Origin of the sequence: Arsenicicoccus cauae, from assembly GCF_009707125.1 — a bacterium.
Classification (GTDB): Bacteria; Actinomycetota; Actinomycetes; order Actinomycetales; family Dermatophilaceae; genus Arsenicicoccus; species Arsenicicoccus cauae.
This window is the reverse complement of the sequence record NZ_WLVL01000056.1, coordinates 1-22,868: the sequence shown is the minus strand read 5'-3', so window position 1 is coordinate 22,868 and position 22,868 is coordinate 1. Positions and strand designations below refer to the sequence as shown.

22 protein-coding genes and 1 rRNA gene are annotated in these 22,868 nt (G+C 71.8%); 13 read left to right on the top strand and 10 right to left on the bottom strand.

What is annotated here, in order from left to right:
* Nucleotides 1-71: 71 nt before the first annotated feature.
* A complete protein-coding gene (locus tag GGG17_RS16085) occupies nucleotides 72-338 on the bottom strand; it encodes a WhiB family transcriptional regulator (RefSeq protein WP_288797670.1) in 267 nt (88 codons plus the stop codon).
* A 333-nt stretch (nucleotides 339-671) separates the two neighbouring features.
* On the opposite strand from GGG17_RS16085, the gene cofD reads away from it, so the two are divergent.
* Together cofD and GGG17_RS15215 are read left to right on the top strand one after the other, a co-directional pair.
* Complete coding sequence (gene cofD / locus GGG17_RS15220) at nucleotides 672-1,694, top strand: 2-phospho-L-lactate transferase (protein WP_154594544.1); 1,023 nt, start codon at nucleotides 672-674, stop codon at nucleotides 1,692-1,694.
* A gap of 50 nt (nucleotides 1,695-1,744) precedes the next feature.
* A complete protein-coding gene (locus GGG17_RS15215; RefSeq protein WP_311966741.1) occupies nucleotides 1,745-2,809 on the top strand; it encodes a coenzyme F420-0:L-glutamate ligase in 1,065 nt (354 codons plus the stop codon).
* Between the two features lie 54 nt (nucleotides 2,810-2,863).
* Here the strand turns inward: GGG17_RS15215 and GGG17_RS15210 are convergent, their stop codons facing one another.
* A complete protein-coding gene (locus tag GGG17_RS15210) occupies nucleotides 2,864-3,970 on the bottom strand; it encodes a hemolysin family protein (protein ID WP_154594543.1) in 1,107 nt (368 codons plus the stop codon).
* Complete coding sequence (locus GGG17_RS15205) at nucleotides 3,967-5,376, bottom strand: hemolysin family protein (RefSeq protein ID WP_154594542.1); 1,410 nt, start codon at nucleotides 5,374-5,376, stop codon at nucleotides 3,967-3,969. The genes GGG17_RS15210 and GGG17_RS15205 overlap by 4 nt, the downstream gene beginning before the upstream one ends.
* Before the next feature lie 139 nt (nucleotides 5,377-5,515).
* Between GGG17_RS15205 and GGG17_RS15200 the strand changes: the two genes are divergently transcribed.
* From GGG17_RS15200 to GGG17_RS16725, 4 genes are all read left to right on the top strand, one after another.
* A complete protein-coding gene (locus tag GGG17_RS15200) occupies nucleotides 5,516-9,424 on the top strand; it encodes a multifunctional oxoglutarate decarboxylase/oxoglutarate dehydrogenase thiamine pyrophosphate-binding subunit/dihydrolipoyllysine-residue succinyltransferase subunit (RefSeq protein WP_311966740.1) in 3,909 nt (1,302 codons plus the stop codon).
* A 108-nt stretch (nucleotides 9,425-9,532) separates the two neighbouring features.
* A complete protein-coding gene (locus GGG17_RS15195; protein WP_288797674.1) occupies nucleotides 9,533-9,709 on the top strand; it encodes a DUF6104 family protein in 177 nt (58 codons plus the stop codon).
* A gap of 64 nt (nucleotides 9,710-9,773) precedes the next feature.
* Nucleotides 9,774-10,436: a GDSL-type esterase/lipase family protein gene (locus GGG17_RS15190; protein WP_375804531.1), complete on the top strand. Its 663-nt coding sequence runs from the start codon at nucleotides 9,774-9,776 to the stop codon at nucleotides 10,434-10,436.
* A gap of 98 nt (nucleotides 10,437-10,534) precedes the next feature.
* Nucleotides 10,535-10,999 (top strand): cytochrome b5 domain-containing protein, encoded by a 465-nt coding sequence (locus GGG17_RS16725; RefSeq protein ID WP_230083072.1) that lies wholly within the window; start codon nucleotides 10,535-10,537, stop codon nucleotides 10,997-10,999.
* A gap of 75 nt (nucleotides 11,000-11,074) precedes the next feature.
* Here the strand turns inward: GGG17_RS16725 and GGG17_RS15180 are convergent, their stop codons facing one another.
* Nucleotides 11,075-12,040 (bottom strand): zinc-binding dehydrogenase, encoded by a 966-nt coding sequence (locus GGG17_RS15180; RefSeq protein ID WP_154594540.1) that lies wholly within the window; start codon nucleotides 12,038-12,040, stop codon nucleotides 11,075-11,077.
* Nucleotides 12,041-12,174: 134 nt separating this feature from the next.
* Between GGG17_RS15180 and GGG17_RS15175 the strand changes: the two genes are divergently transcribed.
* From GGG17_RS15175 to GGG17_RS17400, 3 genes are all read left to right on the top strand, one after another.
* Nucleotides 12,175-12,531, top strand: coding sequence for a S26 family signal peptidase (locus GGG17_RS15175; RefSeq protein ID WP_154594539.1), 357 nt, complete (start codon nucleotides 12,175-12,177; stop codon nucleotides 12,529-12,531).
* Nucleotides 12,532-12,685: 154 nt separating this feature from the next.
* Entirely contained in the window at nucleotides 12,686-13,078 is a 393-nt protein-coding gene (sodN, locus tag GGG17_RS15170; RefSeq protein ID WP_154594538.1) for a superoxide dismutase, Ni, read from the top strand.
* A 210-nt stretch (nucleotides 13,079-13,288) separates the two neighbouring features.
* The gene (locus GGG17_RS17400) at nucleotides 13,289-13,363 is read left to right on the top strand and encodes a 50S ribosomal protein bL37 (RefSeq protein WP_372490264.1); all 75 of its coding nucleotides are present in this window, start codon (nucleotides 13,289-13,291) and stop codon (nucleotides 13,361-13,363) included.
* Between the two features lie 197 nt (nucleotides 13,364-13,560).
* On the opposite strand, the gene rsrA is transcribed toward GGG17_RS17400, so the two are convergent.
* From rsrA to GGG17_RS15155, 3 genes are all read right to left on the bottom strand, one after another.
* Nucleotides 13,561-13,803 (bottom strand): mycothiol system anti-sigma-R factor, encoded by a 243-nt coding sequence (gene rsrA / locus GGG17_RS15165; RefSeq protein WP_230083071.1) that lies wholly within the window; start codon nucleotides 13,801-13,803, stop codon nucleotides 13,561-13,563.
* Nucleotides 13,804-13,814: 11 nt separating this feature from the next.
* The gene (locus GGG17_RS15160) at nucleotides 13,815-14,480 is read right to left on the bottom strand and encodes a sigma-70 family RNA polymerase sigma factor (RefSeq protein WP_154594582.1); all 666 of its coding nucleotides are present in this window, start codon (nucleotides 14,478-14,480) and stop codon (nucleotides 13,815-13,817) included.
* 139 nt (nucleotides 14,481-14,619) lie between these two features.
* Nucleotides 14,620-15,450, bottom strand: a complete 831-nt coding sequence (locus tag GGG17_RS15155) for an SOS response-associated peptidase (RefSeq protein WP_154594536.1) — start codon at nucleotides 15,448-15,450, stop codon at nucleotides 14,620-14,622.
* A gap of 67 nt (nucleotides 15,451-15,517) precedes the next feature.
* Between GGG17_RS15155 and aroA the strand changes: the two genes are divergently transcribed.
* The 4 genes from aroA (at nucleotide 15,518) to hisN (ending at nucleotide 19,871) form a co-directional block, all read left to right on the top strand.
* Nucleotides 15,518-16,921, top strand: coding sequence for a 3-phosphoshikimate 1-carboxyvinyltransferase (gene aroA / locus GGG17_RS15150; protein ID WP_154594535.1), 1,404 nt, complete (start codon nucleotides 15,518-15,520; stop codon nucleotides 16,919-16,921).
* Nucleotides 16,918-17,982, top strand: a complete 1,065-nt coding sequence (gene rsgA / locus GGG17_RS15145; protein WP_288797679.1) for a ribosome small subunit-dependent GTPase A — start codon at nucleotides 16,918-16,920, stop codon at nucleotides 17,980-17,982. The genes aroA and rsgA overlap by 4 nt, the downstream gene beginning before the upstream one ends.
* Before the next feature lie 194 nt (nucleotides 17,983-18,176).
* On the top strand, nucleotides 18,177-19,001 hold the full coding sequence (locus GGG17_RS15140; RefSeq protein WP_154594534.1) for a phosphatase PAP2 family protein: 825 nt from the start codon (nucleotides 18,177-18,179) through the stop codon (nucleotides 18,999-19,001).
* Between the two features lie 87 nt (nucleotides 19,002-19,088).
* The gene (hisN, locus tag GGG17_RS15135; protein ID WP_288797680.1) at nucleotides 19,089-19,871 is read left to right on the top strand and encodes a histidinol-phosphatase; all 783 of its coding nucleotides are present in this window, start codon (nucleotides 19,089-19,091) and stop codon (nucleotides 19,869-19,871) included.
* Between the two features lie 130 nt (nucleotides 19,872-20,001).
* On the opposite strand, the gene GGG17_RS15130 is transcribed toward hisN, so the two are convergent.
* The 3 genes from GGG17_RS15130 to rrf all read right to left on the bottom strand — a co-directional run bounded on the left by GGG17_RS15130 (nucleotide 20,002) and on the right by rrf (nucleotide 22,860).
* Nucleotides 20,002-21,378 (bottom strand): M16 family metallopeptidase, encoded by a 1,377-nt coding sequence (locus tag GGG17_RS15130; RefSeq protein WP_154594533.1) that lies wholly within the window; start codon nucleotides 21,376-21,378, stop codon nucleotides 20,002-20,004.
* Entirely contained in the window at nucleotides 21,375-22,664 is a 1,290-nt protein-coding gene (locus GGG17_RS15125; protein ID WP_154594532.1) for a M16 family metallopeptidase, read from the bottom strand. The genes GGG17_RS15130 and GGG17_RS15125 overlap by 4 nt, the downstream gene beginning before the upstream one ends.
* A 79-nt stretch (nucleotides 22,665-22,743) precedes the next feature.
* A 5S ribosomal RNA gene (rrf, locus tag GGG17_RS15120) occupies nucleotides 22,744-22,860 on the bottom strand.
* Between the last annotated feature and the right edge of the window lie 8 nt (nucleotides 22,861-22,868).

Below are 22,868 nucleotides of genomic sequence, written 5' to 3'. Positions count from 1 at the left end.
CGGGCCTCCGGACGTGGACAGGGCGGGTGGGTGCAGCGGGTGGACCTCGACGGCGCGAGTGCCGTCCTTGGTCAGACGGCGCGCTTCTTCAGCTTGCGTCGCTCTCGCTCGGACAGTCCGCCCCAGATGCCGAAGCGCTCGTCGTGGGCCAAGGCGTACTCGAGGCACTCTGCGCGCACCTCGCAGCCGGTGCAGACCTTCTTGGCCTCGCGGGTGGAGCCGCCCTTCTCGGGGAAGAACGCCTCGGGGTCGGTCTGGGCGCACAGAGCGCGCTCCTGCCAGGACAGCTCGCTGTCGTCGGCGGCGTCCAGCACTGGCACCAGCTGAAGTTCTTGCACGGCCCCTCCTCGACTCGTCGCGTCCCCCTCGTCATCCGCACGACCAGGATGCCTAAGGTAATGAATAGTCACACCCAGTAGCCATGCTCAGTCGTGGACTGATCACTGCGGGTGAATGCAACGATGAAATTACATGCGTGTCATATGCCCGCCGTCAAGCGGCTGAATGGTAGATGCACCCCGTCAGACGCACGTCTTGCGCAGGCAGCAGCCGCACGACCCGTTGTCAAATACCCACGTTGTCGCATGTCACAGCGGCGTGGCGGAATGCGCACCGGGTTGCGAGGAGCGACGAGGGTGTTACGCCGAAAGAGTGTATGAAAGAATCTTGTCATGCGGATCACCACCCTTGCCGGAGGTGTCGGCGGGGCGCGGTTCCTCCGCGGCCTCGTGCGCCACCTCGACGACGCCCTCCCCGCCGAGCCCCACGAGCCGGGGCAGGACCCTGCTCGACCGGAGATCACGGTCATCGGCAACACGGGTGACGACATCACGCTGTACGGGCTGCGCGTCTGCCCGGACCTCGACACGGTCATGTACACCCTCGGCGGCGGCATCCACGAGGGCCAGGGCTGGGGTCGGGACGGTGAGACGCACGTCGTCCAGGAGGAGCTCGCGGCGTACGGCGTCGAGCCCCAGTGGTTCGGGATGGGCGACCGCGACATCGCCACCCACGTCGCCCGCACCCGGTGGCTCGGCCAGGGGCTGAGCCTCTCGGAGGTGACCTCGCGGCTCGGTGACCGATGGGGCCTCCCCCGCCAGGGGGTGCGCCTGCTCCCCATGACGGACGACCCGGTCGAGACGCACGTCGTGGTCGAGGACCAGGATGCCGAGGGGGGCCAACGCGCGATGCACTTCCAGGAGTGGTGGGTCAGGCACCAGGCCGCCCTGCCGGCCGAGCGTTTCGTCGTCGCCGGGATGGATCGGGCTCGCCCCGCGCCCGGCGTCCTCGAGGCGATCCGCACCGCCGACCTGGTCATCCTTCCCCCGTCCAACCCCGTCGTGTCGATCGGCATCATCCTCACGGTCCCCGGAGTGCGGGACGCGCTGCGCGGCACGCGAGCCCCCGTGGTGGGTGTGTCCCCCGTCATCGGTGGACGACCGGTGCGCGGGCACGCGGACGCATGCCTGGCCGCGCTCGGGCTGCCCACCACCGCCGACGCGGTGGCCGGGCTGTATGCCGACTTCCTCGACGGCTGGCTGGTGGACGACGCGGACGAGGGCGCATCCGACCTGCTGCGCCGCCATCGGGGCCTCGTGGTCGAGCATCGGCCCCTGATGATGAGCGACGTCCCCACCGCCACCGTGATCGCCGGGGCGGCCCTGGACCTCGGGCGACGGCTGCAGCGCGCGTGAACGAGCCCGAGCGCGGCCGGCCAGCCGCGTCGACACCGTCCGCACCGGCCGTGACCATCACGGGCTTGCCCGGTATGCCGGAGGTCGTGACCGGCACCGACCTCGCCGCAGCGCTGCTCACGGCCGCTGACGCCGCAGGCACCCGGATCGTCGACGGGGACGTGCTGGCCGTGTCGAGCAAGCTGGTGTCCAAGTCGCTGGGGCTGCGCACGCCGTGGCACGGCGACCGTGCCGGCAAGGACGCGCTCGTCCGGTCCGGCACCCGGCGGGTCGTCGCGGAGCGTGCCACGCCGGACGGGGTGACGCGGGTCGTGGAGAGCGTCGCCGGACCCGTGATGGCGGCCGCGGGCGTCGACGCCTCCAACACGGGCCCAGGGGGCGGCCTCCTCTCCCTGCCCGCGGACCCCGACCAGGCGGCGAGCCGGCTGCGCGAGTCGCTCCTCGCGCAGCAGCCGGGCCTGACTCGGGTGGGTGTCGTGGTCACCGACACCGCGGGGCGCCCGTGGCGCCTGGGGCAGACCGACCTCGCCCTGGGCCTGTCGGGGATCCTGCCTGCCGACGACCTGCGCGGCGACCTCGACCACGACGGTCGTCCCCTGTCCGTCACCAGTCGGGCGCTGGTCGACGAGGTCGCCGCGGCGGCGGACCTCGTCAAGGGCAAGACCGACGGGGTGGGTGCTGCCCTGCTCCGGGGCCTGGACCACCTGGTGGTGGCCCCCGGAGCGTGGGACCTGCCGGGAGCGCGGTCGCTGGTGCGTGCGGGCGCGGGTGACTGGTTCGCGCTCGGGCACGTGGAGGCTCTTCGTTCGGCTCTCGGGGCACCCCCCGGCTCGGCGACGGCGGCAACCGTGGGGATCACGCCGGCCTCGCTGGACGGCATGGCCGAACGAGCGGGTCGCGCGCTGCGGCTCGCCCTCCTGGGCTGCCCGTGGGTGTCCCCGGTCGACCTCAGGCTCCAGGACGACGTGGTGGTGGGGAGGCTGGACTGCCCCGACGACCTCGAGCTGGGGCGGAGCCTGGCCAGGCTGGAGGTGGCGGTCGTCTCGGAGGGCCTCGCCGTGACGTGGAGGCGCTCGGCGGGCGGGGCTGCCATCACCTTCGCCGAACCCACCTGAGCGGCCCGAGCCGGCCCGGTCACCGGTGGACTCTCCTCGACGGACGTCGGGGCCTCAGGCCCCGGTGCCCCCGTCTGTGCCTGCCGCCGGCAGGGCCGCCCTCGTCCTCGCGACCCGCTCGACGGCCCTCTGGGACTGGTCGCTGACCTCGCCGACCAGCTCCTCCAGGACGTCCTCGAGAAAGATGACGCCCGTGACCTGGTCGTCGTCGTCGAGGACCTGCGCGAGGTGCCGCCCGGTCAGCTGCATGGTGGCGAGGACGTCCTCCACCTCGTCGTCGGCGCGCACGGTCGCGAGCCGCCGGATGCGCTTCGCGGGGATGGGGTCGGCGAAGTCCTCGTCGCGGGCGTACAGGACGTCCTTGAGGTGGAGGTACCCCACGATGTCCCCCTCGGGATCGCGCACGAGGTAGCGCGAGAAGCCGTGCTTGGCCACGAGCCGCTCGAGGTCCTGCGGGGTCGACGTCTCGGGCAGCGAGACGACCTCCCCGAGGGGGACCGCCGCCTCTCCCGCGAGGCGGCCGCTGAACTCCAGCGCGCCCTGGACCAGCCCGTGCTGCTCGGCCTCGAGCAACCCCTCCCGGTGGCTCTCGGCGACGATGTCACCGACCTCTTGCGCGGTGTAGGCCGAGGCGAGCTCGTCCTTGGGGTCGATGCCAGTGGCCCGGACGACGGCCTTGGCGACCCGCTCCATGACCAGGATGATCGGTCGCAGGACCCGCGTGATGGCCAGGAGAGCCGGCACCAGGACGAGCGCGGAGCGCTCCGGACCGGCGATGGCGAGGTTCTTGGGGATCATCTCCCCCACCACCACGTGGAGGTAGGCCACCAGGAGCAGGGCGAGCACCAGGGCGAGCGGGGTCGCCACGGCGGTCGACAGGTGAGCGGCCTCGAGCCACCCTTCGAACACGTGGTGCAGGGCGACCTCGGCCAACGCGCCCAGGCCCAGGGAGCACACGGTGATCCCCAGCTGGGCGCACACCAGCAGCGAGGCCACCTGCTCCAGGGCGTCGAGGCAGCGCCGAGCGGACGTCGACCCGCCCTCGGCCAGTGGCTCGAGCTGCGACCGGCGCGCCGCCATCAGGGCGAACTCCGCGCCGACGAAGAACGCGTTGCCGAGCAGGAGCAGCAGGGAGATCCACAGAGCGGTTGCGGTGTTCATCGTCTTGCCCCCGCCTGGCCGACGGAGCCCGGCCCCTCCTGGGCGGCCGACGGTATGCCGTCCGGCCCGCCCCCTCGCCCCCCGCCGCCGTCGTCGAGCGGATCCGAGCCCCGGTCGTCCGCGACCAGCCGGAGCCGGTCGACGCGGTGCCCGTCCATGCCCTCGACCGTGATCTGCCAGCCGTCGATCGCGACCTCGTCGCCGACCCTGGCGATCCGTCCGAGCCTCGCCATGACGAAACCGCCCAGCGTCTCGTAGGTGGCGGCCTCGGGGATGTCCGCACCGACCCGGTCCCGCACCTCGTCGGTGCGCCACAGGCCGGGGACGGTCCAGGTCCCGTCCCGGCGCTCGCGCGCCTGGGGGCCACGGCGGTCGTGCTCGTCGGCGACCTCCCCCACGATCTCCTCGATGACGTCCTCCAGGGTCACCACGCCCGAGGTCCCGCCGTACTCGTCGACCACGATCGCGAGCTGGAAGCTCGTGCGGCGCAGCAGGAGCAGGAGCGGGTCGAGGCGGATCGTCTCGGGGACGTGGAGGGCGTCGACCATCAGCGCGGAGACAGGCACGTCCTGGCGTCGTTCGTGGGGCACGGCCAGTGCCTTCTTGACGTGGACGACGCCGTCGACGTCGTCGAGGTCCTCCCCGATCACGGGGAACCGCGAGTGGCCGGTGCGACGCGCGAGGGTGAGCACGTCGGCTGCGCTGGCGGTACGCCCGACCGTGTCGCAGCGCACCCGGGGTGTCATGACGTCGTCGGCGGTCCGCTCGCCGAAGCCGAGCGATCTGGTCAGCAGCAGGGCGGTGTCCAGGTCCAGGGTGCCCGCCTCGGCCGACCGGCGGACGAGGGAGGACAGCTCCTGGGGGGTGCGGGCGGCCGACAGCTCCTCCTGCGGCTCGATCCCGACCCTGCGCAGGAAGGCGTTGGCCGATCCGTTGAGGACGACGATGAGCGGCTTGGCCACCAGCCCGAAGGCGCGGACCGGGCCGGCGACGACCTTGGCCGTGCCCAGGGGGGCTGAGATGCCGAGGAACTGCGGCACCAGCTCACCGGCGATCATGGAGCCGACGGTGGCGACCACCATGGCGATCGTCGTCGAGACCGGCGCGACGGCCGCCTGCGGCACGCCGAGGGCGGCCAGCGGTCCACTCACCAGTCCGCCGATGGCCGGCTCGGCGAGGTAACCGGTGAGCAGGGTGGTCAGCGTGATGCCGACCTGGGCGGCGGAGAGCTGCGTGGACAGGCTGCGCAGGGCCACGAGGACGGGCTGCGCCCCCGCGTCCCCGGCGTCGACGGCGCGCTGGACGGTGGGCCGGTCGAGCGCGACGAGGGAGAACTCGGCCGCCACGAACACCGCCGCTGCGGCGGTGAGCGCCACCGCGGCCAGCAGCAGGAGCCATTCGGTCATAGTGCGGTCATCCTACGGTCGGGGTGAGACAGACCCTCGTCGGCGACGGCCGGGCAGGGCCGCGGGGTGCAAGATAGGGTGAAGGCCGATCAAGGTGCCGGTCAGAGTAGACGCGATCCAGAAAGAGGCGAGTACCGCCGTGACAACGCCCCCTAGCGGCCCGAGCTCCTCAGCCACCTTCGGAGCCAACCAATGGCTCGTCGACGAGCTGTACGAGCAGTACAAGCAGGACAAGCAGAGCGTGGACAAGGCGTGGTGGTCGTTCTTCCAGGACTACACCCCCACGGCGGGGCAGTCCTCCGACAAGGCGGCGGCCGGTGGGGGGACTGGCGGCGGCGGTCGGGGCGCCGACGCGGCATCGTCGCAGACGCTCGATCCAGGTGCGGCCACGGGCCGCCCGGCCCAGCGCCCCGCGTCTGGCTCCGCGCCTGAGACCGCGTCCGGCGAGGCACCTGCCGACGCCGCCGAGGCCAAGGCCGGGTCACGGCCGAAGGCAACGGCGAAGGCCTCTCAGGAGCCACCGGCGAGCGCGTCGCAGAAGGCGCCCGTCAAGGAGGCGAGGTCGGCGACCAAGGACGGCAAGGACACGAAGCCGGGCGACAAGCAGGCCCAGCCGACGCCCCGCGACATCCCCGCCGTCAAGGACACCGGCCCCCAGGCCCAGGAGCAGGTCGTCCCGCTCAAGGGCCCGGCCGCCCGCGTGGTCGCCAACATGGCGACGTCGCTCGAGGTCCCGACCGCGACGAGCCTGCGGGCGGTGCCGGCCAAGGCCCTCATCGACAACCGCATCGTCATCAACAACCACCTGCGGCGGAGCCGCGGCGGCAAGGTCTCGTTCACCCACATCATCGGCTTCGCCCTCGTCAAGGCCCTGGCCTCGATGCCGGATATGAACAACTCCTTCGCCGAGCGGGACGGCAAGCCCACGCTGGTCAAGCCGGCTCACGTCAACCTCGGCATCGCCATCGACCTGCCCAAGCCCGACGGGACCAGGTCCCTCGTGGTGCCGAGCATCAAGTCGGCCGAGCAGATGGACTTCGTGCACTTCTGGACGGCCTACGAGGAGCTCGTCCGCAAGGCACGTGGCGGCAAGCTGTCGGTGGACGACTTCGTGGGCACGACGATCTCGCTGACCAACCCGGGCGGCATCGGCACGAACTCCTCCACCCCCCGCCTCATGCAGGGCCAGGGCGCGATCATCGGTGTGGGCTCGCTGGAGTACCCCGCGGAGTGGCAGGGTGCGGCGCAGGAGACGCTCAACCGGCACGCGGTCAGCAAGATCCTGACGCTGACCAGCACCTACGACCACCGCATCATCCAGGGCGCCGGGTCCGGAGAGTTCCTCAAGATCATCCACGAGCTGCTCCTCGGCAAGCACGACTTCTACGACGAGATCTTCGCGTCGCTGCGCATCCCCTACGAGCCGGTCCGCTGGGTGCAGGACATCTCGGTGGGGCACGAGGACGAGATCAACAAGACGGCCCGCGTCCAGCAGCTGATCCACGCCTACCGCGTGCGGGGTCACCTGATGGCCGACATCGACCCGCTGGAGTATCGGCAGCGCCGTCACCCCGACCTCGACATCGAGCAGCACGGCCTGACCTTGTGGGACCTCGAGCGCGAGTTCGCGACCGGCGGGTTCGGCGGGAAGCCGCTGATGCACCTGCGCGACATCCTGGGGACCCTGCGCGACTCCTACTGCCGGACCGTCGGCGTGGAGTACATGCACATGCAAGATCCCGAGCAGCGCGAGTGGATCCAGGAGCGCGTCGAGGCGCACCACGTCCGGCAGAGCGCCGAGGAGCAGCTGCGGGTGCTGCGACGGCTCAACGCCGCCGAGGCCTTCGAGACCTTCCTGCAGACGAAGTTCGTCGGCCAGAAGCGCTTCTCGCTGGAGGGCGGCGAGTCCACGATCGCGGTCCTCGACCGGATCCTCTCCCGGGCGGCCTCAGACGCGATGGACGAGGTGTGCATCGGTATGCCGCACCGCGGCCGCCTCAACGTGCTGGCCAACATCGCCGGCAAGAGCTACGGCCAGATCTTCCGCGAGTTCGAGGGCGTGCAGGACCCCTCCACCGTCCAGGGCTCGGGCGACGTCAAGTACCACCTGGGCACCGAGGGCACGTTCACCTCGGAGGAGGGCGAGCAGACCAAGGTCTACCTCGCCGCCAACCCGTCCCACCTCGAGGCCGTCAACCCGGTGCTCGAGGGCATCGTGCGGGCCAAGCAGGACCGGCTCGGTCACGGTGGTGAGGCCTTCACGGTCCTGCCGATCCTGATGCACGGCGACGCCGCGTTCGCCGGGCAGGGCGTGGTCGCGGAGACCCTGCACCTGTCCCAGCTGCGGGGCTACCGCACGGGCGGCACGATCCACATCGTCGTCAACAACCAGGTCGGCTTCACCACCGCCCCGTCCAGCTCCCGCTCGTCGGTCTACTCCACCGACGTGGCCCGGATGATCCAGGCGCCGATCTTCCACGTCAACGGCGACGACCCGGAGGCCTGCGTGCGGGTGGCCGAGCTCGCCTACGAGTTCCGCCAGACCTTCGCCAAGGACGTCGTCATCGACCTCGTCTGCTACCGCCGGCGCGGTCACAACGAGGGTGACGACCCGTCGATGACCCAGCCGCTGATGTACAACCTCATCGAGGCCAAGCGCAGCGTGCGCAAGCTCTACACCGAGGCGCTGATCGGCCGTGGCGACATCACGGTCGAGCAGGCCGAGGACGCCCTGCAGGACTACCAGCAGCAGCTGGAGCGGGTGTTCGTGGAGACGCGTGAGGCCATCAAGGCCGCGCGGTCCGGACAGGACAGCGGCCCGTCCGGCCTCGAGCGGCCCGAGGCGCAGGAGGCCGACGACAAGGCGCCGGCCAAGTTCGTCGACACCGCCATCTCGCACGACACGCTGATGCACATCGGCAAGGCGTTCGTCGCGACCCCCGAGGGCTTCACGGTCCACCCCAAGCTGCGCCAGATGCTGGAGAAGCGCGCCGACTCCGTCGCCAACGGTGGGATCGACTGGGGCACGGCCGAGCTCATCGCCTTCGGGTCGCTGCTGATGGAGGGCACACCGGTCCGCCTGTCGGGACAGGACTCCCGTCGCGGCACCTTCGTCCAGCGGCACTCGGTCCTGATCGACAAGTCGTCCGCGGAGGAGTGGACCCCGCTGCTCTATCTCGGCAAGGGGCAGGCCAGGTTCTGGGTCTACGACTCCCTGCTGAGCGAGTTCGCGGCCATGGGCTTCGAGTACGGCTACTCCGTGGAGCGCCCGGACGCCCTCGTCCTGTGGGAGGCGCAGTTCGGTGACTTCGCCAACGGGGCGCAGAGCATCGTCGACGAGTTCATCTCGTCCTCGGAGCAGAAGTGGGGCCAGCGCTCCTCGGTGGTCCTCCTGCTCCCGCACGGCTACGAGGGACAGGGACCGGACCACTCGTCGGCCCGCATCGAGCGTTACCTTCAGCTGTGCGCGCAGGACAACATGACGGTGGCCTTCCCCAGCACGCCGGCGTCCTACTTCCACCTGCTGCGCCGCCAGGCGTACGCGCGACCGCGGCGTCCGCTCATCGTGGCTACGCCCAAGTCGATGCTGCGCCTCAAGGCGGCGGCGAGCAGCCCGGAGGACTTCACCCACGGCACCTTCGAGCCCGTCATGGGCGACCGGACCGGGATCGACGCGACCAAGGTCGACCGCGTGCTGCTGTGCTCGGGCAAGATCTACTACGAGCTGGACGCTCACCGGCAGAAGTCCGGCGACACATCGACGGCGATCATGACGGTGGAGCGCATCGCGCCGTTCCCGGCCAAGGAGATGGCCCAGGCCCTCTCCACCTACCCCGACGCCGAGGTCGTGTGGGTGCAGGACGAGCCGGCCAACCAGGGCACCTGGCCCTACGTCGCGCTCACCGGCCCCGAGCTGCTGGAGCAGAACGGCGAGACGCGTCGCTTCCGGCTGGTCAGCCGTCCTGCCTCGGCCGCCCCGTCCACGGGGTCGTCCAAGGCTCACGCGGTCGAGCAGGCCGACCTCGTGGAGCGCGCCTTCGCGCGCTGACCTGCGGTTCGCCCCGGCGGGGCCCGTCACCTGGGTGACGGGCCCCGTCCGTCGTCCGGCCCGGTATGCCGCACCGGCCGCCTCCTCGCGATGGGGCACAATGTCACCGTGTACTTCACGGACCGTGGCATCGAGGAGCTCCAGCACCGCAGGGGTGACGAGGAGATCACGTTCGACTGGCTCGCCGAGCAGCTGCGCACCTTCGTCGACGTCTTCCCGGAGTTCGAGGTCCCGGTGGAGCGGCTGGCGACGTGGCTCGCCCGGCTCGACGAGGACGACGACTGACCGGCCGCCGTCCTTCCCCGGCTCCGTGCGAGCCCCAGGACCGACAGACAAGGATCCACACGTGGTGTTCCGCGACCAGCAGACCTACAACCCGTCCCCGTCCCAGGTGGCGCCGGTCGACGGCGACCACGGACCGCGAGACGTGGGCCTGGTCTTCATCGGCGACTCCTTCGTCGCCGGCTACGGCGACCCCAAGGGCTTGGGCTGGGTGTCCCGGGTGGTGTCACGGACCCAGCACCCCGACGTGCAGCTGTCTGCCTACAACCTCGGGATCCGCGGCGACTCCTCGGCCGACGTGCTCGCCCGGTGGCGCACGGAGTGCCCCCCGCGGTGGCGGGGGCGCGGCGAGCGCCGCCTGGTCATCAGCGCCGGTCACCACGACGTGCTGAGCGGCATCACGACCGCCCGGTCACGCCTCAACCTGGCCAACATCCTCGACGACGCGCAGGCTCAGGGCATCGCGGCCTTCGTGGTGGGCTCGACCCCCACCAACGACCCGACGTTCAACGCCACCCTCGAGATCGTCACCGAGGCCCAGGCCGATGTGTGCGCCCGGCGGGGCGTCCCGTTCGTCGACTGCTTCCGACCCCTGCAGGGGCACGACCAGTGGACCGCCGACCTGGCCGCCACCGGCGACGGCTTCCACCCGGGACAGGCCGGCTACGGTCTCATCGCCTGGTTGGTCCTCCACGGCGGCTGGGACGCCTGGATGCGCCTGGCGCGCTGAGCCGGGCGCCCGCCTGACGCCGCGCCTCCCCGAGCCGCCCGGGACCGGGTCGTAGGTTGGTGGGCGGCACCCCGTCTCCCGCCCCGGAAGGATCCACGATGACCCGCTCCGCCCGCGTAGGCCTCCCGGTCGCGATCGGCCTCGCCCTCGCCGCCACCGTCTCGGCCTGCGGCGCGTCGACCACCGAGACCACCCAGTCCGCGACCACCTCGGCTGGCGCGACCTCGTCCGCCGCGAGCAGCGCCGGCTCCGCCTCCGGCACCACCTCGTCCGACTCCGCCACCTCCACCGCCACGGGGACGTCGACCGGCACCTCGGACGCCGGCAAGACCTACACCATGGCCGTCGTCAACGACCACGACAACGAGACGTCCTGCTGGACCGTCATCAACGACCAGGTCTACGACGTGACCTCGTGGATCGGCCAGCACCCTGGTGGGCCCGAGCGCATCAAGGGCCTGTGCGGGCAGGACGGCACCGCTCAGTTCACCGGCCAGCACCAGGGCGCGGACCTGCCCCAGAAGCGCCTGGCCTCGTTCCGGATCGGCACCCTCGCGAAGTGACCGTCCGCTCGACCTGACGAGCTGCGCGCGTGGGCCGCCCGAGGGGTTCTCCCGGGCGGCCCACGCCCGTCGGCCTCAGTGGGTCAGCACGACCTTCCCGAAGAGCTCCTCGCCGGCCAGCCGCTCGAAGCCCGCACGCGCCTGCGACAACGCGTGGGTCGAGTCGATCGCTGGCTCGATGCCTCGCTCGGCCACGAAACTCGCGAGCCGCTCGAGCTCGGCTCGGTTGCCCATGGTCGACCCGACCACCCGCAGCTGGCGAAAGAAGATGTCGGCGAGCTCCGTCCGCGAAGGGTCCCCGGACGTGGCGCCCGCCGTCACGAGCGTGCCGCCCGGCACCAGCGACTTGACGGAGTGCCGCCACACGGCCGCCCCCACGGTGTCGAGGACGGCGTCGACGCGCTCGGGCAGCCGTGCTCCCGACTCGAAGGTCTCGGCCGCACCGAGCTCGAGCGCCCTGGCGCGCTTGCCCTCGTCCCGCGAGGTGGCCCAGACCCGCAGCCCCGCAGCCGCTCCCAGCTGCACGAGCGCGGTGGCGACCCCGCCCCCCGCACCCTGCACGAGCACGGTGGCCCCGGGTTGGACCGCGGCGTTGGTGAACAGCATCCGGTAGGCCGTGAGCCAGGCGGTGGACAGGCAGGCGGCGTGCTCCCAGGACATCCCGGCCGGCTTGGGCACCACGTTGCGCTCGGGCACCGCCACGCGCTCGGCCATCGTGCCGGGGTGCAGCTCCGACAGCAACGTCCGGCGCGGGTCCAGGGTCTCGTCCCCGAGCCACCCCGGCGAGGCGACGACGGCGTGGACGATGACCTCGCGCCCGTCCTCGGTGGTGCCGGCACCGTCGCACCCCAGGATCATGGGCAGGCGTTCCGACGCCAGGCCGACCCCCTTGAGCGACCAGAGGTCGTGGTGGTTGAGGCCGGAGGTTCGCAGCGTCACGGTCGTCCACCCCTGCTGGGGCCGGGGATCCGGCTGCTCCCCCACCTCGAGCCCGGACAGCGGGTCGTCGGCGGACTGGCGGGCGGCATACACGGCGAGCATGTCGTCGAGCCTATGGCACCGGGGTCGTGGCCGCAGCCGGCGGGCCGGGCGCGGTGACGCGTTCGTGGCCGGGATCACGGCTCTCGCGAGCGTAGGCTGGTCGCCGGCCCGTCCCCCGCCCGAAGGTAGGTCCCATGCCCCGCAAGCACCTCGGCTTCGCAGTCGTGCGCGGTCGCTCGATGGAGCCGACGCTGCACGAGGGCGACTGGTTGCTGGTGGCGTTCGGTGCCCGTCCCCGGATCGGTCGGCTCGCGGTGGTGCGGCTCCCCGACGGCGACAGCGGACCGCGCCCGTTGTCGGTCAAGCGCGTGACCGGCCGCGATCCCAAGACCCGCGAGGGCTGGTGGGTCGAGCGGGACAACCCGCGTGAGGGCGTCGACTCCTGGCACGTGGGCGCCCTGGGCGACGACGACATCGAGGGTCTGGTGCTCAAGCGGGTCCCCACCCCGCTGCTCCGCCTGCCTCGCTTCACCCGCCCCTCCGGCTCGTGACCCTGCTGCGAGCGGCGCCGTAGGCCGCCCGGCCGTAGCGACGCGACTTGTTGCAAGACAGGTGCAGGATCGCCCTGGCCTCCCCCGTCGGGTTAGGTTAGGCATCTACGTGACGTCCGGTCACGCTTCGAATCTTCCGCGAAAGGAACTTGCGATGTTCACGTTCGCCCCGGTCGAGGTCCACGCCCACTGCGACCTCCCGTGCGGTGTCTACGACCCCGCCCAGGCCCGCATCGAGGCCCAGTCCGTCAAGGCCATCATCGAGAAGGTCGCGGACAACGACGACCCCGACTTCAAGGTCCGCGCGACGATCATCAAGGAGCAGCGCTCCCAGCTGGTCAAGGAGCACCTGTGGGTGCTGTGGACCGACTACTTCAAGCCGCCGCACTTCGAGAAGTTCCCGCAGCTGCACACCCTCGTGAACGAGGCCACCAAGCTGGCCGGGGCCTCGGGCACCAAGGGTGAGTGGGACGTCGCCAAGGCCGACGAGCTGCTCGCCAAGATCGACGAGATCGCCGCGATCTTCGCCGAGACCAAGAAGGGCTGAGCCCCGCTCGCCCTCCCCAGTCCTGACGGCCCCGCACCCCCCCGCGCGGGGCCGTCAGCCTGCTCGGGGACCCGAGCCCGTATGCCGCCCGCGCCGGCGTTTCTGCTGGGCCGCCGCCCTGTGCGACAATGGGACGTTGAGGCCCGTCCCGGGCCAGCGGACCGGCGCCCTTACCGGCGACGTCCGACCCGTCCGACACGAGGAGTCCTCATGAGCAAGCGCGCTCGCAAGCGTCGTGCCCGCAAGAAGAACGGCGCCAACCACGGCCGCAAGCCCAACGCCTGAGACCGGGCCGCGGCAGCGACAGGCCCCCACCCCGCACATGCGGGACGGGGGCCTTCGTCATGCCTTCCCTCGTGTCGTCGACCTCTGCCACTGGGACGCCGTACCGGCCCGCCAGGACGGCACCTACCCCCGACATGGGTCGAGGGCCGCACCCGGTGGCGGGGCAGCCCTCGTTCCTGGGGTCGGGAGTGAGGCTCCTACCGACCGTACTCCACGGTGATGCTGGTGAAGCTGGCGATGATCTGGGTGCGCAGCTGGACGGGTGCTTCCTCGCAGCCGCAGGATCGCCGGATCAGGGCCTTGAGGGCCTGGTCGCGCTGGTACTCGTCGAGGCAGGGCGGACACTCCTGCAGGTGACGGGCGAAGATCTCGCAGTCGCTCTCGGTCATCTCGCCGTCGAGGTACTCGAAGACGTGCTCCATGAAGTTCGAGCAGTCCATGTGCTCACCCATCACTTCGCACCCCCGTCCTGCTGCGTCTGCTGGGCGGGCGCGGCGAACCCACGCTCGACGGCATAGTCGGTGAGCAGGTCCCGCAGCTGGCGGCGCCCGCGGTGCAAGCGGGACATCACGGTGCCGATGGGCGTGCCCATGATCTCCGCGATCTCCTTGTAGGCGAAGCCCTCCACGTCCGCGAGGTAGACCGCCAGGCGGAAGTCCTCCGGGATCTCCTGCAGAGCGCGCTTGACGTCGCTGTCCGGCAGGTGGTCGAGCGCCTCCATCTCGGCGCTGCGGTTGCCCATGGAGGAGTGCGACCCGGCTCTCGCGAGCTGGTAGTCCTCGATGTCCGAGGCGTCGGACTGCTGGGGCTCACGCTGCTTCTTGCGGTAGGTGTTGATGTAGGCGTTCGTCATGATGCGGTACAGCCAGGCCTTGAGATTGGTCCCGGGCTTGTACTGGTGGAACGCGGCGTAGGCCTTGGCGAAGGTCTCCTGGACCAGGTCCTCGGCGTCGGAGGGGTTGCGCGTCATCCGCAGGGACGCGCTGTAGAGCTGGTCCAGGAATGGCAGGGCGTCCGCCTCGAAGCGGGCCTGCCGGTCGGTCGGGCTCTCGGTGGCCACGTCGATCTCAGTCATCGGGGCCAAGCCTAGTCCGGGGGACCCCACCTGGGGGTGCATGTCCAGCGCCGGATGGTCGGCAGTCGGCAGGACAGGGGTGACGAGCACGGGGCGACTCCTACATCGGGACGGGCACCAGGGTCAACGGTCCCCTGGCGGGTGGCATTCCCGTATGCCGCAGGCCCGGCGCCACCGGGGGTCAGAGCACTTCGCCGGTGCCCGGGTCGACCACGCCCGCCAGCTGGTCGGCCGGCGCGGGGTCGAGCAGGCGCGGGCCGTTGTTGCGGGTGCTGTTGACCGCGGTGCTCACGGCGTACGCGTCGAAGCGACCGGGCAGGGACAGGTCGAGGTACGGCTGGACGTGCTCGGGCGAGGTCGCGTCCGGGTCGAGCCAGCCCGCCCAGTGCTCCGGCTCGAGGATCAGCGGCTGGCGGTCGTGGATGGTGGCCAGGTCGGGGTCGGCGTGTGTGGTGATCACGCAGTAGGTCGCGAGCCAGGCGTCCGGGTGGTCGTCGGGCAGGGACCGGTCGCGCCAGAACTCGTAGAGCCCGGCCATGACCAGGGGCTCTCCGTCGGCGCGGTGGATGTAGAAGGGCTGCTTGCTCGGCTTGCCCCTGCCGTCCATCAGGGAGGGCGATCGCTGCCACTCGTAGTAGCCGTCCGCCGGCACCAGGCACCGGCGAGCCGCGGCAGCCCGCGCATAGGCCGGCTTGTCCAGCAGCGTCTCGGCGCGCGCGTTGATCATCCGCGTGCCGACCTTGAGGTCCTTGGCCCAGGACGGGACGAGTCCCCAGGTCAGCAGCCGCAGCTGGCGGCTGGGCTGCTGCTCGGGCTCACCCTTGGGCCGTCTCGTGAGCACGACGGGAGCGGCCTTGGTGGGGGCCACGTTGTAGTCGGCCGCGGGCCCACCCCCCTGCCCACGCTCCAGCGCTGCGATCGTGCGCACGGGCTCGGCGGTCCGGTCCTCGTCGACCTCCAGGACCTCGACCAGCTCCGCCATGTCCTTGCTAGCTGCGTACCGTCCGCACATGCCGACAGCGTAGGCGCCATTGACTACGCTGGGCGGCAGCACCTGCACCCCAGCGAACGGAGTCCCGTTGACTCTCGCGGACCCCGACCATCCGGTCGGTCACACGCCTCTCCCCGCCCACCCTGCTGGGCCGGCCGACTGGCCGGCCCCGACGCTGGCCGCCCCGGTCGACGCCACGGCCGCCCTGCCGGGCAGCAAGTCGATCACCAACCGGTTCCTCGTGCTGGCTGCACTCGCCAACGACACCTCGCGGATCCGGCGACCGCTGCGCTCGCGCGACACCCTCCTGATGGCCCAGGCGCTGCGGGACCTCGGTGTCGTGGTGCGGGACCACGAGGGCGAGGACGCCGGCTGCCATGACTGGATCGTCGAGCCGGCGCCGCCGCGGGGACCGGCGACGATCGACTGCGGTCTCGCCGGGACGATCATGCGCTTCCTGCCGCCGCTCGCCACGCTCGCCGACGGCCCGGTCGTGTTCGACGGTGACCTGCATGCCCGCACCCGGCCCGTCGGGCCCGTCCTCGACGCCCTCCGCGCCCTTGGCGCCTCGATCGACGACGGTGGGCGGGGGGCGATGCCGTTCACGATCGACGGGCGCGGTGGTCTGCGCGGCGGGACGGTGACGGTGGACGCCTCGGGCAGCAGCCAGTTCATCTCGGCGCTGCTGCTGTCCGGTGCGCGCTTCGAGGAGGGGGTGACGATCCACCACGTCGGCAAGCCCCTGCCAAGCCTGCCCCACATCCAGATGACCGTGGAGACGCTGCGGGACGCCGGCGTCGTCGTCGACGACGCCGAGCCCGACACCTGGCGCGTCGAGCCCAGCGAGATCAACGCCCTCGACGTCACGGTCGAGCCGGACCTGTCCAACGCCGCCGTCTTCCTGGCTGCGGCCCTCGTGACGCGCGGCGTCGTGCACGTGCCGGCCTGGCCGGCGGTGACCACGCAGGCGGGCGACCGCATCCGTGACGTCCTCGCGCAGATTGGGGCCGAGGTCCAGCTGGATCGTGCCGGTCTGACCGTCACCGGTCGTGGGCTGCACGGCATCGACGTGGACCTGCACGACGCGAGCGAGCTCACGCCCGTCGTCGCGGCGCTGGCCGCCCTCGCCGAGTCCCCCACGTGGATCCGCGGCGTCGGGCACATCCGCCGGCACGAGACGGACCGCATCGCGGCGCTCGCGACCGAGATCAACCGGCTGGGCGGTGACGTGGACGAGACCGACGACGGGCTCGTGATCCGCCCGCGCCCGCTGCACGCCGGACTGTTCCACACCTACGCGGACCACCGGATGGCCATGGCGGCCGCCGTCCTGGGGCTGCGGGTGCCCGGGGTCGTCATCGAAGACGTCGCCACCACGGCCAAGACCCTGCCGGACTTCACCCGGCGGTGGACCTCCTTCCTGTCGGGTGACGTGGCCTCCACCGAGCGCCCGGCCCGTGCGGGGGCCACCCCTCGTGGGGGGCGCCGGTGACCCGACGGTCGTATGACGAGAGCGACGTCCGCGTCCGCCCCAACCGCCGCGGGTCACGGCCCCGCACCAAGGACCGCCCGGCGCACGAGGACGCGGTGGAGGCCCTCGTCACCGCCGTCGACCGCGGCCGCTACACCACCCTCGTCGGCGAGGGCACGTCCTCGGAGCGCGTCGTCACCGCGATGAAGGCCCGCGAGCTCGGCCGCAAGGGCATCGTCGTCGGGGACCGCGTCGGGCTCGTCGGAGACCTGCAGGGTGGGCCCGACCACCTCGCCCGGATCGTCCGTCAGCACGAGCGGCGCTCGGTGCTGCGGCGCACGGCCGACGACACGGACCCGGTCGAGCGGGTCATCGTCGCCAACGTCGACCAGCTCGTGGTCGTCACCGCGCTGGCCAACCCGGAGCCTCGCCCACGCATGATCGACCGCTGCCTCGTGGCGGCCTATGACGCGGGCCTCGAGCCGATCCTCGTGCTGACCAAGGCCGACCTGGTCGACCCCACCCCGTTGATCGAGGCCTACGCGCCGCTGGGGGCACGGTGCATCGCCACGTCCACGCCTTCGGACACCGACGTGCCGGCCGGTGCCACGGTCGAGGACGTGCTGGCGCACACGTCCGGGCTCGACGAGCTGCGGGACGCCCTCACCGGCCACGTCAGCGTCCTGGTCGGCCACAGCGGCGTCGGCAAGTCGACGCTGGTCAACCTCCTGGTGCCGGACGCGATGCGGGCGACCGGGCACGTCAACGACGTCACGGGCCGCGGGAGGCACACGAGCACGTCCGCCATCGCGCTCCGGCTCCCGGACGCGTCGGGCTGGGTCGTCGACACCCCGGGTGTCCGCAGCTTCGGTCTCGCCCACGTCCGGCTGGACGGGATCGTCGCCCACTTCCCGGACCTCGAGCCGGGCACGGCCGACTGCCCCCGAGGGTGTACGCACGACGAGGAGGAGTGCGGGCTCGACGCCTGGGTCGACTCGGGTCGGGCGGGTCCCGCGGGTGCCGCTCGGCTGGACAGCCTGCGCCGTCTGCTGCGGGCTCGCTCCGCGAGCGAGGACGCCTAGCCTTTTCTTGCGCGGCATCACCCGGCTCCGGCGACGCGCCTCCCGACCCTGCCGCAACATGCTCGTCGACATCTCGCGCAGCGGGCCCAGCGATCCTGCTCGCCCCGGTGCGCCAGCAGGGATGCCGTGCGGCGACATCGCCTGCTCAGCGCGTCGCACCGGGGCCGGGCCTCCCCACGGCGCAGACTCTCCGGATGGACCAGCAGCGACGTCCCGTCGAGGAGACCATCGGCGAGCGAGACCTGACCCAGTGGCGCACCCCCGCCGGCCGCGCCCTCGCCCGCGTCGTGACGCGGACCTCGAGCTGGACGGCGGCCACCTGGCTGCTGGTCGCCACGGTGCTGGCGTGCTTCGTGGGGATCGTCGGGCTCACGGCAGCGGCGACCGAGACCTACGAGGCCGTGGTCGAGGGCGACGGGGTGGCGGCTCTCGACCACCCCGTCCTCGATCTCGCCGTCCAGCACCGCACCCCGACCCTGGCCCACGCGCTGACGGCCTTCACGGACATCGGTGGTCCGGTCGGTATGCCGATCCTCTCGCTGGCCCTCGTCGTCCTGGCGAGCTGGGCGTGGCGCTCGTGGTCCCCCGCCGTCCTCACGACCCTCGCCGCCGCGGGCTCGCTCGCCATGACGGTGGTGGGCAAGCAGCTGATCGGCCGTGTCCGGCCGCCGCTCGTCGATGCCGTCCCCCCGTTCGAGACCTCCCCCAGCTTCCCGAGCGGCCACACCCTCAACACCACCATCGTCGTCGGGGTCCTCACCTATCTGCTCCTCACGCGCCTGCGCCGCCGACGCACGCGGATCGTCGCCGTGGTCCTGGCCTGCTGCTGGGTCGTGGCGATGGGTCTGTCCAGGGTGCTCCTCGGTCACCACTGGCTGACGGATGTCGTGACCGGGTGGCTGCTCGGGCTGGCGTGGGTCCTCGCGCTGGTGCTGTGCCACCGTCTCTGGCTGACCGTGCGCAGGCACCGCCGCAGCACGACGGCGCACCCGCCGTCGGCGTCGGCGTCGGCATCCTAGGCGCCGCCGCCGTCGCTCGGGCGGCCCACCACCCTCGCCCCGCGCGCCCGCCGCGTCGGGGGTTCGCCGTGCGGGTAGTTTGGGCGGGTGAGCCCCTCCTACGACGACGACGTCCGACTCGCCCACGTGCTGGCTGACTCGGTCGAGCGCGTGACGATGACCAGGTTCAAGGCGGACGACCTGCGGATCGACACCAAGCCCGACCTGACCCCGGTCACCGACGCCGACCGGGACGCCGAGGAGCTCATCCGCGGACAGCTCAAGCGCACCCGGCCCCGCGACGCGGTCCAGGGCGAGGAGTTCGGCACCACCGGGCACGGCTCACGGCGCTGGATCATCGACCCCATCGACGGAACCAAGAACTATGTCCGGGGTCTGCCCGTCTGGGCCACCCTCATCGGGCTGGTCGACGGCGACCAGCCCGTCGTCGGTCTCGTGTCCGCGCCGGCCCTCAACCGCCGCTGGTGGGCCGCGGCCGGATCAGGCGCCTACACCGGCCGAAACCTCTACTCGGCCAAGCGGATCCAGGTCTCCGGCGTCTCCTCCATCAGCGACGCGTCGTTGTCCTACGCGTCGCTCGGCGGATGGCGCGACATCGGCCGCCGCGACCAGTTCCTGGCCCTGATGGACGACTGCTGGCGCACCCGGGGATTCGGCGACTTCTGGTCCTACATGCTCGTCGCCGAGGGCGCCTGCGACCTCGCGGCCGAGCCGGAGCTGGCGGTGCACGACATGGCGGCGCTCGTCCCGATCGTCACGGAGGCAGGCGGGCGCATGACCTCGCTCGACGGGTCACCGGCCCCCTGGGGCGGCAACGCCGTCGCCACCAACGGCCTCCTGCACGACGAGGTCCTCGGCCGGCTCGGCTGACGCAGCCAACGCCTCCACCGTGTCGCGGGAGCGACGGCCTCGCCCGTCGACTCCTGCACTACCCAGCGCGGGCGGGGAGCCACGTCCTTGGCCTCGCCCGCGCCAGCCGACCGACACAGGGGCCCGCGCCTCAGCTGCTCCGCCGACGCACCTCGACGTCCCCACGACCGAGCACCCGCACCTGGTCGGCGACCTGGTCGGCGTCACCGACGACGACGATCGTCCATCGCCCCACGTCGGCCCGGGCGTAGGCCTCGGCCAGGGCCTCCCTCGTGAGCGACCTCGTCTCGTCGAACATCTCCGTCACCCACCGGGGCGGCAGCTTCTCTAGGGCGAGCCCGGCCGCCTCGTCCGCGACGGCGTCCGCGGTCGCGTACCGCGCAGGAGCGGTCTGGCTGACGAAGTCGACCCCGGCACGCACCTCCGCCGGGGTGAAGCCCTCGCGGGCCTTCTCCAGGATGTCCAGGAGCAGTCCGACGGACTCCCCCGTCACGTCCGCCCGCACGGAGCCGCTGGCGACGAACAACCCGCCATCGGCGCGCGGCACGAAGGCGGTCCGCAACCCGTAGGTGTAGCCCTTGTCCTCGCGCAGCACCGCGTCGACCCGGGCCTGTGGCGCACCGCCGACGAGGAAGCTCAGCACAGGGTAGGCACCCCACCCGTTCCGCCTGTCAGGGCCGAGGCAGCCGATGTAGAGCTCCGACTGCACGGACCCGGGTCGGTCGACGACGACGATGCGGCCGGCATCCTCCCTGCGCGCGGGGGCCTGGGCCCCGGTCGGCGCCACCGGCTGCGGACGCCACGCGCCGAAGGCGCCCTCCACCAGGTCGTGCAGCGCCCGCGCTGGCTCGGCCCCCAGGGAGGACAGGTCACCTGCAACGACCATGACGGTGCCGGTCGGCCCGACGTGGCGGCGATGGAAGTCGCGCACCGCGGGAGCGGTGATGGAGCGCACGGTCTCAGGGCTGCCACCCGACGGGCGCGACGCGCGCGAGCCCGGGGTGTAGAACGTGGCGGCGAACTCGCGCACGGCCCTGCTACGTGGGTCGGCGTTCTCCTGCTCGATGTCGGCCAGTCGCTTGCGGCGGGCACGGTCGACCTCGTCGTCGGGATAGGCGGGTCGCTGGACGCACTCGGCGAGCAGCTCCAGGCCACGGTCGAGCCGCCTGACGGGGACGTCCAGGTCGAGCATGAGGCCGAACTCGCTGGTGGAGGAGCCCAGGGCGACCCCGGCCCGCTCCAGGAGCTCGGCGAACTCCTCCGCCGAGTGGTCCTCGGTGCCCTCGTCGAAGGTCCGGGACATCAACGCCAGGATCCCCTCGAGCTCGCGCGCCTCCTGCGCCGGCACGACCGGGACGGCCAGGCGGACGGACGCGACGTACTGCCCCGGGGTGTGGAAGGTCTGGAGCGTGAGGCCGTTCGCCAGCCGGGTGGTCGTGGGCTCCGGGAAGGACCACGGGCCCGGCGGCGCCACCTCGGGACGGGCGGGGGTCGGGGTGACGGTCATGCCGGGTCTCCTTCGCCGGTCTCGGTCTTGAGGTAGGCCACGACGGCCCGGTTGGCCGGCTGCAGGTATGCCGCAGCCGCGGCCCGCACCTGGTCGGATGTGATCGTCGACAAACGGTCCAGGAAGGTGTTGGCGTGCTGGGCGTCCCCGTGCAGGGCAGCGTGGCCGCAGATGATGTCAGCCCGTTCGTCCGCGGCCGCGAGGGCGTGCAGCCAGGCTCGTTCGCTCTGCGCCATCACCGCCTCCATCTCGACGTCGGTCGGCCCCTCCTCAGCGAACCGCTCCAGCTCCTCGCACAGGACGTCCTCCGCGGCGTCCGGGTCGACGCCGTCCGCGACGTCCACGGAGACGAACCCCAGCGAGACCCCGTCGACCAGGCCCCAGGCCATCCCCTGCACGCTGTTGGCCAGCTGCTCCCGCCGCACCAGTCGTCGATAGGTCCGAGACGAAGCCATGCCTGCGAGGGCGTCCAGGGCGGCCGAGGCGGCGTAGAACTCGTCGGTGTCGTCGACCGGCAGGCGGAAGGCGACGAACAGACGGTCGCTCGGGACGTCCGACCGACGCTCGAACCGCAGTGGGTGCGAGAGCGGGGGCAACGCAGGCACGGGCGCGCGACCGGCCGCCGCGCTCGGCGGCAGCTGACCGAAGTAGGTCTCGGCCGCAGCGAACCCCTCCTCGGCCGTGAGGTCACCCACCAGGGTGAGGGTGGTGTTGTTGGGCCCGTAGTAACGCTCGAAGAACGCGTGCACGTCCTGGAGGCTCGCCCGGTCCAGGTCCTCCATGGAGCCGATGGTGGGGTGGTGGTAGGGGTGGCCCTCGGGGAACACCAGGGCGTACATGTCGGGCAGGGCGAATCCGTACGGCTGATTGTCGTACCGCTGGCGCTTCTCCTCCTTGACCACGTCACGCTGGTTGTCGAGGTTGGCCTGGGTCACGGCGGGCAGGAGCCGGCCATGACGGTCCGCCTCGAGCCACAGGGCGAGCTCGTAGGCCCCGCGAGGCACGGTCTCGAAGTAGTTCGTGCGGTCGAACCACGTGGTCGCGTTGAGCCGGCCCCCCCGGGCCATCAGCTCCGAGAAGTGCTCACCCGAGGCGACGTTCTCCGAACCCTGGAACATCAGATGCTCGAAGAGGTGCGCGAACCCGGTCCGGCCGGCCACTTCATGGCGGGACCCGACCCCCACCCACAGGTTGACCGTCACCGTCGTGATGGACCTGTCCTCGTTGACGATGACGCGCAGCCCGTTGGTCAGGGTGCGCTCCGCGATCTGGTAGTTCAACGGCATGCAGCCCACCCTAGGCGACAACCCCACAGAACGCAGAAAAGCCCCGGACCTGATGGTCCGGGGCTTCCCCACAATGTTTGTCCGGCGGCGTCCTACTCTCCCACACCGTCTCCAGTGCAGTACCATCGGCGCTGTCAGGCTTAGCTTCCGGGTTCGGAATGGGACCGGGCGTTTCCCTGACGCTATGACCGCCGTAACTCTATC